General features: G+C 68.3%; 14 protein-coding genes. 8 read left to right on the forward strand and 6 right to left on the reverse strand.

Going from position 1 to position 12,194, the window contains the following annotated elements; genetic code table 11:
- Genes AU197_RS06645 through AU197_RS06655 form a run of 3 tightly spaced genes read left to right on the forward strand, consistent with a single transcriptional unit; the run spans position 1 to position 1,961 of the window.
- Positions 1-636, forward strand: coding sequence for an urease accessory protein UreF (locus tag AU197_RS06645; protein ID WP_064401744.1), 636 nt, complete (start codon positions 1-3; stop codon positions 634-636).
- Positions 637-657: 21 nt separating this feature from the next.
- Complete coding sequence (ureG, locus tag AU197_RS06650) at positions 658-1,335, forward strand: urease accessory protein UreG (protein WP_064401745.1); 678 nt, start codon at positions 658-660, stop codon at positions 1,333-1,335.
- Positions 1,335-1,961, forward strand: coding sequence for an urease accessory protein UreD (locus AU197_RS06655; RefSeq protein WP_064401746.1), 627 nt, complete (start codon positions 1,335-1,337; stop codon positions 1,959-1,961). The genes ureG and AU197_RS06655 overlap by 1 nt, the downstream gene beginning before the upstream one ends.
- On the opposite strand, the gene AU197_RS06660 is transcribed toward AU197_RS06655, so the two are convergent.
- The 3 genes from AU197_RS06660 to AU197_RS06670 all read right to left on the reverse strand — a co-directional run bounded on the left by AU197_RS06660 (position 1,958) and on the right by AU197_RS06670 (position 5,111).
- Positions 1,958-3,331, reverse strand: coding sequence for an NAD(P)/FAD-dependent oxidoreductase (locus AU197_RS06660; RefSeq protein ID WP_064401747.1), 1,374 nt, complete (start codon positions 3,329-3,331; stop codon positions 1,958-1,960). The two genes, AU197_RS06655 and AU197_RS06660, sit on opposite strands and share 4 nt — an antisense overlap.
- A gap of 112 nt (positions 3,332-3,443) precedes the next feature.
- Positions 3,444-4,373, reverse strand: a complete 930-nt coding sequence (locus tag AU197_RS06665) for an LLM class F420-dependent oxidoreductase (RefSeq protein ID WP_064401748.1) — start codon at positions 4,371-4,373, stop codon at positions 3,444-3,446.
- 66 nt (positions 4,374-4,439) lie between these two features.
- Entirely contained in the window at positions 4,440-5,111 is a 672-nt protein-coding gene (locus tag AU197_RS06670) for an SDR family oxidoreductase (RefSeq protein ID WP_064401749.1), read from the reverse strand.
- 131 nt (positions 5,112-5,242) lie between these two features.
- Here AU197_RS06670 and AU197_RS06675 point away from each other — a divergent pair, with 131 nt between their 5' ends.
- The 3 genes from AU197_RS06675 (at position 5,243) to AU197_RS06685 (ending at position 8,276) form a co-directional block, all read left to right on the forward strand.
- Entirely contained in the window at positions 5,243-6,046 is an 804-nt protein-coding gene (locus AU197_RS06675; RefSeq protein ID WP_064401750.1) for an ABC transporter permease, read from the forward strand.
- Positions 6,043-7,095 (forward strand): sulfate/molybdate ABC transporter ATP-binding protein, encoded by a 1,053-nt coding sequence (locus AU197_RS26805; protein ID WP_064401751.1) that lies wholly within the window; start codon positions 6,043-6,045, stop codon positions 7,093-7,095. Before AU197_RS06675 ends, AU197_RS26805 begins: the two co-directional genes overlap by 4 nt.
- Before the next feature lie 197 nt (positions 7,096-7,292).
- Positions 7,293-8,276, forward strand: coding sequence for an APA family fibronectin-binding glycoprotein (locus tag AU197_RS06685; protein WP_064401752.1), 984 nt, complete (start codon positions 7,293-7,295; stop codon positions 8,274-8,276).
- Between the two features lie 498 nt (positions 8,277-8,774).
- Here AU197_RS06685 and AU197_RS26870 read toward each other — a convergent pair whose 3' ends face one another.
- The gene (locus AU197_RS26870) at positions 8,775-9,029 is read right to left on the reverse strand and encodes a CDGP domain-containing protein (RefSeq protein WP_082696539.1); all 255 of its coding nucleotides are present in this window, start codon (positions 9,027-9,029) and stop codon (positions 8,775-8,777) included.
- Positions 9,030-9,251: 222 nt separating this feature from the next.
- Here AU197_RS26870 and AU197_RS06690 point away from each other — a divergent pair, with 222 nt between their 5' ends.
- Positions 9,252-10,265, forward strand: coding sequence for a zinc-binding alcohol dehydrogenase family protein (locus tag AU197_RS06690; protein WP_064401803.1), 1,014 nt, complete (start codon positions 9,252-9,254; stop codon positions 10,263-10,265).
- On the opposite strand, the gene AU197_RS06695 is transcribed toward AU197_RS06690, so the two are convergent.
- Positions 10,262-10,651, reverse strand: a complete 390-nt coding sequence (locus AU197_RS06695; protein ID WP_231744845.1) for a hypothetical protein — start codon at positions 10,649-10,651, stop codon at positions 10,262-10,264. The two genes, AU197_RS06690 and AU197_RS06695, sit on opposite strands and share 4 nt — an antisense overlap.
- 192 nt (positions 10,652-10,843) lie before the next feature.
- Here AU197_RS06695 and AU197_RS06700 point away from each other — a divergent pair, with 192 nt between their 5' ends.
- Complete coding sequence (locus tag AU197_RS06700) at positions 10,844-11,422, forward strand: CGNR zinc finger domain-containing protein (protein WP_064401754.1); 579 nt, start codon at positions 10,844-10,846, stop codon at positions 11,420-11,422.
- Between the two features lie 2 nt (positions 11,423-11,424).
- Here the strand turns inward: AU197_RS06700 and AU197_RS06705 are convergent, their stop codons facing one another.
- On the reverse strand, positions 11,425-12,186 hold the full coding sequence (locus AU197_RS06705; RefSeq protein ID WP_064401755.1) for a CPBP family intramembrane glutamic endopeptidase: 762 nt from the start codon (positions 12,184-12,186) through the stop codon (positions 11,425-11,427).
- Between the last annotated feature and the right edge of the window lie 8 nt (positions 12,187-12,194).

Here is a 12,194-nt window from a genome sequence, read left to right on the forward strand (position 1 = left end):
ATGACGAACCTGACGACGCTTCTCGCACTGGCCGACTCGCGGTTGCCGACCGGCGGTCACGTGCACTCCGGCGGTGTCGAGGAGGCGGTCACCAGCGGGCTGGTCGCCGACGTCACCACGTTGCGGGCATACCTGCGGCGGCGCATCCGGACCCAGGGCCTCGTGACCGCTTCCCTGGCCGCGGCGGTGCACACCGGGACTTTCGAGCCCGCGCAGGCCGACCACGAAACCGATGCCCGCATACCGGCGCCCGCCGCCCGCCAGGCGTCGCGTGCCCAGGGTCGAGGCCTGGTCCGTTTGGCCCGCCGGGTGTGGCCCGACGAGGACTGGGGTGCACTCGGCACCACCCCACACCTGTCCGTTGCGGCCGGGTGGGCGGGCCGTGCTTCGGGCTTGACCGCTGAGCAGACCGCTCTCTGCGTGGTGTACACGACGATGACGGGTTCGGCGACCGCCGCACAGCGCCTGCTCGCACTCGATCCCGGCGACGTCGCCGCGCTCACCTTCGAGCTGTCGGCGCTGTGCGACCAGACCGCGGCCTCGGCGGCGAAGGAACTGGCCGACCTGTCCGATCCGTTGCTCGACGTGCTGGCTCAGCGCCACAGCAGGCGCGAGCGTCCCCTGTTCGCCTCCTAGTCCGCGCCCGAAAGGACCGTCATGCCTCCGCATTTCACCGACGGTGAGCCACACCGTCATCATCTCGAGCGACCCAAGCGCGCGCGACAGCCGGGGGAGCCCTTACGCATCGGTGTCGGCGGTCCGGTGGGTTCGGGGAAGACCGCACTGGTCGCGGCGTTGTGCCGGCAGCTGCGCGACGAGCTGTCGCTGGCCGTGCTGACCAATGACATCTACACCACCGAGGACGCCGACTTCCTGCGCCGCCACGCCGTGCTGCCCGACGAGCGGATCACCGCGGTGCAGACCGGCGGCTGCCCACACACCGCGATCCGCGACGACATCACCGCCAACCTCGACGCAATCGACGACCTCATCGCGGGCAACAATCGGCTCGATCTCATCCTGGTCGAGTCCGGCGGGGACAACCTCACGGCGACGTTCTCCTCAGGGCTGGTCGATGTCCAGATCTTCGTCGTCGATGTCGCGGGCGGCGACAAGGTTCCCCGCAAGGGTGGTCCCGGGGTGACCTACTCAGATCTGTTGGTGATCAACAAGACCGACCTCGCTCCGCTCGTCGGAGCCGACCTCGACGTGATGCGGCGCGACGCGACCGCCGTGCGTGGTGATCGCCCGTTCGTGATGATTTCGCTGACCGATGATCCTGCGGCCTCCGCGGTGCTGGAGTGGGTTCGCTCCCAGCTCCGGGTGTTCGTCTAGTGCGATCCGAGGTGCTGATCGTCGCGCGGCGGAACCGCCGGCCGCGCATCGAGTGTGCGGGCGGTCTGGCCGCCCGGCTCACCGGGCCCGACACCGTCCATCTCGTGTCGGCGGCGGCAACCCCGTTGGGGGGTGACGTTCTCCACTTCCGTGTCGTCGTCGAGCCGGACGCTCGACTGCGGATACGCACCGCCGCCGCAACGCTCACCCTGCCAGGCGCGAGAACGGTTGATTCGCACGCGATCTGGGAGCTCGATGTGGCAGGGGAACTGGACCTGGACCCGGAACCCACGATCGTGGCCTCGGACTCGCGGCACCACAGCTCGGTGCGCCTCGGTCTCGGCGCATGCGGACGTCTGAGGCTCCGCGAGCGGGTGCAGATCGGCAGATCCGGTGAACGCCACGGGTTCTGGTCAGGGTCGTTACACGCCGACGTCGACGGCGCCCCGCTGTTGCGGCACCGCATCGAGTTGGGCAGGGGAGCGGTCACCGACGACGAGATCGGCGCGCCGATGGCCGCGATCAGCGAACTGAGCTACCCGGACGCCGACGTCGACACCGCGGGTGAACCGCTGGCGTTGGCCGCGGGCGGCTGCCTTGCGACCTGGCAGGGCGCGCGGCTCTAGCCCGCGACCTTCTCGGTGTCGCGTACGCCGGCCGCGATCTCCTCGAGCTCCTCTATTCGGGTGCGGGCGTAGGCCTGCTGCTCGGTGATCGTGAGGTTGCCGCGCTGCGTCGACAGGAACGTGACTGTCCACGACACCAGCGTGGTGAGCTTGCGCCGGAAGCCGACCAGATACACGAGGTGCAACACCAACCAGGCCAGCCAGGCGATGAAGCCGCCGAACTCCAGCGGGCCGATCTTGGCGACGGCGGAGAACCGCGACACCGTGGCCATCGAACCCTTGTCGAAGTACTGGAAGGGTTCGCGCTGCGTGGGATCGGCGCCCTTGAGCTCGGCCCTGATCGCGTTGGCCGCATACCTTCCGCCCTGGATGGCGCCCTGCGCCTGCCCGGGAACGCCCTCGACATGGGCCATATCGCCGACCACGAACACGTTGGGGTGGCCGGGCAGCGTCAGGTCCGGGTTCACGAGCACGCGCCCGGCCCGGTCGACCTCGCCCTCGGACTGCTCGGCGAGGTCGCGGCCCAGCGGGCTGGCCTGCACACCGGCCGACCACACCTTCGTCGCGGACTCGATCCGCCGAATGGTGCCGTCGGAGTCCTTGACGGTGATGCCGTTGCGGTCGACGTCGGTGACCATGGCGCCGAGTTGGATGTCGACGCCCATCTTCTCCAGCCGGGCCTGCGCCTTCTTGCCGAGCTTCTCGCCCATCGGGGGCAGGACCGCTGGCGCGGCGTCGAGCAGGATCACCCGCGCGGTGGTCGAATCGATATGGCGGAACGCACCTTTGAGGGTGTGATCGGCCAATTCCGCGATCTGTCCGGCCATTTCGACGCCGGTCGGACCAGCGCCGACCACCGTGAACGTCAGCAGCTTCTCGCGCCGGGCCGGATCGCTGGAACGCTCCGCCTGCTCGAACGCGCTGAGAATGCGAGCCCGCAGCTCCAGCGCATCGTCGATGGATTTCATGCCCGGCGCCCACTCCGCGAAATGGTCGTTACCGAAATAGGACTGGCCGGCGCCCGCGGCGACGATGAGCGTGTCGTACGGGGTGACGTAGGTGTGGCCGAGCAGCTCCGACTTGACCGTCTGGTTGGCCAGGTCGATGTGGGTGACGTCACCGAGGAGCACCTGGCAGTTCTTCTGCTTGCGCAGGATCATCCGCGTGGGCGGAGCGATCTCCCCGGACGGGATGATGCCGGTCGCCACCTGATACAGCAGCGGCTGGAACAGGTGGTGGGTGGTCTTGGCGATCATCTTGACGTCGACGTCGGCTCTCTTCAGCCTCTTGGCAGCGGTCAGCCCGCCGAACCCTGACCCGATGATGACGACCTTGTGCCGATCAGATGCAGTGGCTCCGGGATGGCTCATACTGGGCTCCTCGACGGTGCTTCCACGTGCAGTTCACTACCCGTAACGGTAGTCGCCTGAACACCCGATCAGTGAACGGGTTCGTTGTGTTATATCCCACCCGGGGCGTGGACTACCCGCCGAGCAGCGGTCGGAGCGCTTCGCCCACCGCGGTGACACGGCCGGGGTGGTATCCGTCGAGGCTCGTGACCGGGCTCAAGATCACCCCGTCGACACCGGCATCGAGGACCTTGGTCTTGATCTGCTCGGCGATCTGATCGGGGCTGCCGAACACCGCTTGCTGTTTGTAGTCGTCGGGGATGACGTCGCCGGTGACGTTCTCGTCGATGATCGCGACGACGAGCATGCTGGTCTCCAGCGTCGCGGGGTCGCGGCCGATCTCCTCACAGCGCTGCTTGACCACCTGCAGCTTGCGGGGGAGCTCGTCGAAGCCGGCGATGATGTTGAGGTGGTCGAAGTGCCGCGCCGCCAGCGGGATCGTCTTCTTCTCGCCGCTGCCACCGATCATCAGCGGAATATGGTCGCGGAACCGCGGTTCGGCCATCGCCTCTTGGGCGCGGTAGTACTTGCCCTCGACCGTCGGGCGCTCACCGCGCAGCATCGGCAGGATGATCTCCAACGCCTCGCCGAGCTTGTTGAAGCGGTCGGTGAAGGTCCCGAACTCGTATCCGAGGCTGTCGTGTTCGAGCTCGTACCAACCGGTGCCGATGCCGAGGACGGCACGTCCCTGGCTCATCACGTCCAACGTGGTGATCGCCTTGGCCAGCAGCGTCGGGTTGCGGTAGGTGTTGCCGGTCACCAGGGTCCCGAGCTGGACCCGCTCGGTGGCCGTGGCCAGACCGCCCAGCGCGGTGTAGGCCTCGAGCATGGGTTGGTCCGGCGTCCCGAGTCCGGGCAGTTGGTAGAAGTGGTCCATCACGAAAACCGAGTCGAAGCCGGCGGCCTCGGCCTCCTGTGCCTGCGCGATGACAGTGGGGAAGATTTCGCCGACACCCGTGCCGTAGGAGAAGTTGGGGATCTGGAGTCCGAGTCTGATGGTCATGAGAGCACGAAACCACACCTAAGCGGAGCGGTCACCCCGTTTAGCTTCGGGCGAACAGCGGAATAATCAGCCGAAGTTTGCGAGCGCGCCCTTGCTGACGTGCAGAATCTGGCCGGTGATGTGGCGCGCCGGCGGCGTGGTGAGGAACAGGGCCAGCCGCGCGATCTCGTCGGCGACCGGCGGCGGCGTGCGCGACAGTCCTTCGTAACCGGGCTCGGCGCTTCGGCCCGAAGCCACCGCGTTGACGGTGATGCCCCGCGTTCCGAAATACTCGGCCTGACCGGCCGTCCAGTCCGCCAGCGCAGCTTTGATCGCCGCGTCCGCGCTGCCGACCGCCGGATTCTCGGGGACGACATTGACGATCGAACCGCCCGAGCGCAGATGGTCGCCCAGAATCTGCACCGTCAACACGGCGGACACCACGGTCGAGTCGAGCGCCGCACGCCATGCCCTGGCCAGGTCGGACAGCGAGTAGGTACGAGGGTCGCCGCCGTCCCACCCAGGGGCGGGCACGTTGACGATCGTGTCGAGGTGGTGCGGGAACTGCTGTCGCGCCGCTTCCAGGCTGTCTGGATCGGTGTTGTCGAGCACGATCGCGTCGACGTCGAGTTCCTTTGCGGCGACCTCGAGTTCGTCGCGGCGGGCGCCCGCGATCACGACGCGGTGACCGGCGTCGCGGAAGCCTTCGGCGATCGTGCGGCCCAGATCGGTGTCACCTGCGGTGACGAGCACCTCCATCGCGAGGACCTCCCTGTCGTGTTCAACGCTGAACGCAGCGGTCCTCCAAATGTTACTGGACAGTAGCTACTGCACGAAACCGGCGCGCAGGCGCATGTCCCATAGGGTTTGACCTGTGAGGTGGAAGGCCGTTGGGTGAACCGGCTGGTCTGCCGCGCTGGCTGTATCTGCCCGCCGCGGTCGGCGCGCTGTTCGTCGCGGTGCCGCTCGTGGCGATCGCGGCCAGGGTCGACTGGCCGAACATCCTGCAGCTGATCAGCAGCGAGTCCTCGATCAACGCCCTTCTACTAAGCCTGCGCACGGCGACCGCGAGCACGGTGCTCTGCCTGATACTGGGCGTTCCGATGGCGCTGGTGCTCGCGCGCAGCGACAGCCGAGTGGTCCGAGCCGCGCGGCCCCTGATTCTGCTGCCGCTGGTGTTGCCGCCCGTGGTCGGCGGCATCGCGCTGCTCTACGCATTCGGGCGTCTCGGCCTGATCGGACAGTATCTGGAGGCCGCGGGTGTCCAGATCGCGTTCACGACGACGGCGGTCGTGCTCGCGCAGACGTTCGTATCGCTGCCGTTCCTGGTCATCGCGCTCGAAGGCTCCGCGCGTACCGCCGGAACCGGTTACGAGACGGTGGCCGCCACGCTCGGCGCCCGCCCGTCCCGGGTGTGGTGGCGCGTCACGCTCCCGCTGCTGACACCCGGCCTGGTCTCCGGCGCGGTGCTGGCGTTCGCCCGATCGCTCGGCGAGTTCGGGGCGACGCTGACGTTCGCGGGGTCCCGCGAGGGCGTCACCCGCACGCTGCCACTGGAGATCTACCTGCAGCGCGAGAGCGACGCCGACGCCGCGGTGGCGTTGTCACTGCTGCTGGTGGTGGTGGCAGCAGTGGTGGTCCTGGGGCTGGGGAGTCGCCGGTTACGCGGTGACAGTGCCTGGAACGCGGCGTGACCGGCATCAGCCTGCGTGCGGTCGTCGAACAGCGCGACATCGACGTCGCCTTCGACGTCGCCGGCGGTGAGGTCCTTGCCGTTCTCGGCCCCAACGGCGCGGGCAAGTCGACGATCCTGCACGTCATCGCGGGACTGCTCCGGCCCGACGACGGTGTCGTGCGGGTGGGCCGGCGGGTGCTGTCCGACACCGCAGCGCGTGTCCACGTGGCGACCCACGACCGCCGCGTCGGCCTGCTGATGCAGGATGCGCTGCTGTTTCCTCATCTCGATGTCGCGGCCAACGTCGCCTTTCCGCCAGGCAGCAGGCGCCCGGAGCACTGGCTCACCCAGGTCGACGCGGCCGACCTAGCCGCCCGCAGGCCGCGTCAGCTGTCCGGGGGACAGGCGCAACGGGTCGCGCTGGCCCGCGCGCTGGCGGCCGAACCCGACGTACTGCTGCTCGACGAGCCGTTGGCAGGGCTCGACGTCGCGGCCGCCGCCGCGATGCGCAAGGTGCTGCGCAACGTGCTCACACGCGACGGGCGGTCCGCGGTGTTGGTGACCCACGACGTCCTCGACGTGGTCACCCTCGCCGATCGAGTGCTGGTGCTCGAAGCCGGTCGTATCGTCGAAATAGGTTCTGCTGCAACGGTGTTGGCTGCCCCACGGAGTGACTTCGGTGCCCGTCTGGCCGGGATCAACCTGATTCGCGGGATGGCGGACGGCCACGGTGTCCTCACCACCGGGTGGGGCGCGGCCTGGTACGGGAGCCCGGCGTCGGACATCTCGACCGCGGGGCCCGCGGTCGCCCTGTTCCACCCCGCGGCGGTGGCCGTGTACCGCGACCGGCCGCACGGCAGCCCCCGGAACACCGTCGAAGTCACCGTCGCCGAACTCGACGCCCGCGGCTCCGCGATCCGGGTGCGGGCCGAAGCGCAGCCCGATGGCAGCCCGGGACTCGCAGCCGACATCACCGCGGATTCCGCGACCGCGCTGAGGCTGGCCCCCGGAGAACGGGTGTTCTTCGCGGTGAAGGCACAGGAGGTCGCGCTCCATCCGGCCCAGTAACGGTCACCGGAGTCGGAGCGAAAGACAGTCGAGTCACCGGTCGCACCACCGCGCGCCACGCGCGGATGCTGTGCCATGTCAGCAAACTGCTGTATCACAGCTATCAGTACTTACAATCCCCTCAGCTATGTCTTATTTATCCTCATTTTGAGCAATTCACACTTGCGTCACGGCGGTAACACGGTAGTTTCTTTCCCATGGATCAGCCGGACGCGATTTCAGCCCCGCGCAGGGGGCTCTCCAGGACATTGGCGGCCGTGGCGGCGACCGGGGCCACCGCCCTAGCGCTCGCGCTCCCGACGGTGGCCCAGGCGCAGCCCGAGCCGACGCCTCCGCCGCCCCCACCGCCGCCGACGGGGAACACCTTCCTCCAAGGTCCTCCGCCGCCTCCGGCCCCGGGGGCACCCGCGCCGGCACCGGGGGCCCCGGCTCCCGAGCCCGGCGCGCCGCCTCCGGCACCCGGCGCTCCGCCGCCGGCACCAGGGGCACCTGCACCGGCACCGGGCGATCCGAACGCACCCGCGCCCGCGCCAGCCGACCCCGGCCGCGTCGACTCGGCGGCCGGTGGCCTCAGCTACGTCGTGCCCGCGGGATGGAAAGTGGCGGATTCGACGCAGCTTTCCTACGGGCAGGTGTTGCTGACCAAGGACGCCCCCGAAGGCGCCGAGCCACCCAACGACACCAGCATCCTGCTCGGCCGACTCGACCTGAAGCTTTTCGCGGGTGCCGAGACGGACAACACGAAGGCCGCGCAGCGCTTGTCCTCCGACATGGGCGAGTTCTTCATGCCGTTCCCCGGCACCCGGGTCAACCAGGAGACCGTCGAGCTCAATGCCGACGGCATGCCCGGCGTCGCGTCGTACTACGAAGTGAAGTTCACCGACACGAACAAGCCCAACGGCCAGATCTGGGCCGGCGTGGTGGGCAACCCGGTCGAACCCGGTACACCGCGCGGTCAGCGCACACCCGAGCGGTGGTTCGTGGTCTGGCTCGGCACCGCGAACAATCCCGTCCCGAAGGAAGAGGCGGTGACGCTGGCCAACTCGATCCGGCCGTACACGCCGCCCGCAGCGCCTGCGGCACCGCCGGCCGATCCCAACGCGCCTGCGCCGCGGCCCGCGGTCGGCGTACCCGTCCCGGTCGCACCGGAGAACGCGCCCGGAATGGCGCCCCCGGCCTGACCTGACGTAGCGCGGTCGGCATGCAGCGCGTCCGCGCGTGAGGTTCGGCATCAACCCGAATACCGCGCCGGGCGTCTCCGCCCTTGCGCCTGTGCCGCCGTCGCAGTGGTTAGACGCTCGCGCAAACAGACGGCGCGAACGGAACTGGAATTGGCACGCACACCCCAACAGAGAAGTAGGGGGTGACATCCCCGTTCCATGCCGGTGGCGGAGGAGGCGGCGGAGCCGGCGGGGGTGGGGGTAGCGGAGCGACGACACACGTATTCGAAAGCGCGTCGTACACCGTCCCCATTCCACATTCTGCGGCCGATGCGACCGCTGTCGTCGATACCGTCGCTATCGCCAACGGGATGAGCGCGATTGGCACTATGGCTGCCCACCGATGACTGATATGTCGCATCCGGGCTCTCCCCTCGGATCGTTACCCGACCCTTATCCTTGGGAGTCTAGAACCGCCGCATGATCAAAAACAGAGGAAATTGACGCGACGGTCAGCTTTCAGGGGCCCACCCACGGCGCCTGGCCGTTGAGGTTGTTCACGTTCAACGTGAAGCATGGGAGATTACCGCCGAAGCCGAGGACACCCACCGCCTGGCAGCGCTGGAAACTACCGTCCGGAGCAAGCGGGCCGTCACAGATTTGACCGCCGCCCCAGGGCGTCCAAGCCGACTGGCAGCCCGCATGGGCAGGGCCGGCGAGAGCGATACCGCCGGTGAACAAAGCGCCAACCGTCAGTGTGACAAGTGATTTCATTCCTCACCTCTTCGCTTGACAAGGTCGGAGTCTCAGACGACTCTTCGACAACCACTTAGTTGATCTATCGACTCCACGGTATTTTTTTGTTAAGGCAAATTGGTGAGAGCTTCCTCACGCTGTGAGAACACTCCTAGCGCGACGGCAGCCAGCGTCATTTCACCGCAAGCGAAGGGAGCACCCCGGGTGGTGCGGGGGTCAGCGCGGCGCGACCATGTGGTGATGAACTCCACCATGACCGCCTGGCAAGTGCAGCGCCCGGGTCCCATGACCACGCGGCCGTTGGAACGCGTGTGGGTCGAGATTCCGCGCCCGAGAGCCGGCGAGCTTGCGGTGGCGGTGCGGGCATGTGGCGTGTGCCGCACCGATCTTCACGTGGCCGAAGGCGATCTACCCGTGCATCGGCCCGCGGTCGTACCGGGCCACGAGGTGGTGGGCGAGGTCGTCGAGGTGGGGGAGGACGCGGGTACGGAGTTCGGGGTCGGCGACCGCGTCGGCATCGCCTGGCTGCGGCATACGTGTGGGCGCTGCCGGTACTGCGCGAGGGGCGACGAGAACCTGTGCCCGGAATCGCGTTACACGGGTTGGGATGCCGACGGCGGATACGCCGAATTCGCGACGGTCCCAGCGGCATACGCGCATCCGCTGCCCGCGGGCTACTCCGATACCGAGCTGGCGCCGCTGTTGTGCGCCGGAATCATCGGCTATCGCGCGCTGTTGCGAGCCGACCTACCACCGGGCGGCCGCTTGGGCATATACGGTTTCGGCGGCAGCGCGCATCTGACCACCCAAGTGGCCGTCGCGCAGAATGCCGAGGTTCACGTCATGACGCGCGGGCACGCCGCGCGTGAGCTCGCGCTGAGCCTAGGTGCGGCCTCGGCGCAGCGAGCGGATGAACGTCCGCCCGTCGACCTCGATGCCGCGATCCTGTTCGCGCCCGCCGGAGAGCTCGTCCTGCCCGCACTCGAAGCGCTCGATCGCGGTGGCACGCTTGCGATCGCGGGCATCCACCTGTCCGACATCCCGACGCTGAACTATCAGCGTCACCTCTTCCAGGAACGTCAGGTCAGGTCGGTCACCGCCAACACTCGCAACGACGCCCGAGCCTTCCTGGCGTTCGCCGGAGAACACCACCTCGAGGTGACCAGCCCACCGTATCCGCTCGACCGCGCCGACGCCGCGCTGAGCGATCTGGCCTCCGGCCGGGTCTCCGGGGCCGCCGTACTGGTCGTCTAGAGCTCGGCCAGCGCGGCGCGGAGTCGACCCACGAGATCCCCACGGCCATACCGGTAAACGGGTCCGGCGCCGTCCGCCAACAGAATTCGCAGTCGCGCCATGCCTCGCGCCCCGACCATCCGGGGAGAGTGCAGTCGCAATGTGATCTCGCCGATCACATCCTCGGCGGCGGCAATGTTCGGTACGTGCAACGGCACCCGCGAAGACATCAGTGGTCCGTGCCCGCGGGCATCCCGCACGATCTTTCGCAGTGCCCTGGCCACCGATTCGCGCTCGGCGGTCGACATCAGCCGGGCGCAGTGCGCGGCGTACGCACCGCCCTCGGGTGCGACCCCACCGACGGCCGCCACCCGGTCGAACTTGTTCGCCCTCAGCCGCGCCATCATTCGCGCTCGGCGAGACGGGGTTGGGGCCGTGTTTCTTGCCGCCGCGAACGGCGGCAGCAGGGTGGGCGAATCCGGAATGTCCGGCATATCGATCCTCGCTTGCGAACGGCTGCGTGACTATCGATAAATTTATAACGGTCACGCATGACCGGTCAAATTGAAATACCGGTCATCAAAGCCTAGGCTTTCGATATGACTCGAACGCGGTGGCTGGGCGACCAGGAGACCAAACCGGCACCGCCGCGTCTGGCCCTGGTGCAGAGCCTGGTCAACACCGCGGAGCTTCCGTCCGGCCCCGACCGCTTGGCCGATCCGGACGACGCGCAGCCGTGGCTGCAAGACCAGGGGTTGTTGGCTTCGGGCGACAGCGTCGACGAGGCCGATCTCGCGTTGTTGCGTGGTGTTCGCGAGGCCCTGCGCGCGATGCTGATCCACAACGCCGGTGGTCCGCCGCCGACAGCGGCGGCGTTGGCGCCGCTGCGGACCGCGGCCGGTCGCGCCGCACGCGCCGAGGTCGACGACTCCGGACGGATACGCCTGTCGGCGGTGGGCTCCTCACTGCGCGACCGCCTGACCGGCCTGCTACTGGTGATCCACGACGCACAGCGCGACGGCACCTGGTCGCTGTTGAAGGCGTGCGCCAACGAGGAGTGCCTGTGGGCGTTCTACGACCGCTCCCGCAACCACGGCGGCACCTGGTGCAGCATGGCTACCTGCGGTAACAAGCTCAAAAATCGGGAGTTCCGCGCCCGCAAGCGCGCCGCGCACTGACGTCAGCTCAGGTGCCACACCAGCGCGGCCGCCAGGGCGCCGAGCCCGTTCAGCGACCAGTGCAGCGCGATCGGTGCGATCAGGCTGCCGCTGCGGCGCCGCAACCAGGTGAACACGAAGCCCGCGAGGCCGGTGGCGACCACCGCCAACGTCACGCCGGCGACGGTGCCCATCACGCCTCCGCCGAAGATCCGGGTGAATCCGACGTTGCTTGCGGTCAGGCCCAGCGACGTGGCGACGTGCCAGAGTCCGAACAACAACGACCCGGCCGCCGCCACCCCACGCCAGCCCCAGGCGCGGTCGAGCGCACCGTGCAGCACCCCGCGGAATGCCAGTTCTTCGGGTATCACGGTCTGTAAAGGGATGATGACCATCGACGCGATGAGGGCGCCCGAGATCGTGGCGTAGTTGTTGTTCATGAACATCGGCCGCGTCCACGGCAGCAGCGCACCGATGGCGATCACCGACAGCACCAACGCGACCGCGCCCAGCGCGTAACCGGTTCCGGACTTCCAGTGTTCGCGGCTCAGGCCGAGCTCGGCCCATCCGAGGCCGCGGGAGCGGACCAGCGCCACCAGCAGCAGCGCCGCCGCCGGGACCGTCGCCACGCTGGCCCACGGCGTGGTGAAGTGCGCGATCAGGTTCGTCAGCGCCAACACCACCACGACCACCGCGATGTCGACATAGGTGCGGAAGTGGTGCAGCGCGGAGAGCTGTTCGACCACCGGATGCGGGCGCTCCACTAGGGCGGCTTGGTCGGACACGAAAATCC

It is taken from the genome of Mycobacterium sp. IS-1590, from assembly GCF_001500025.1.
Classification (GTDB): domain Bacteria; phylum Actinomycetota; class Actinomycetes; order Mycobacteriales; family Mycobacteriaceae; genus Mycobacterium.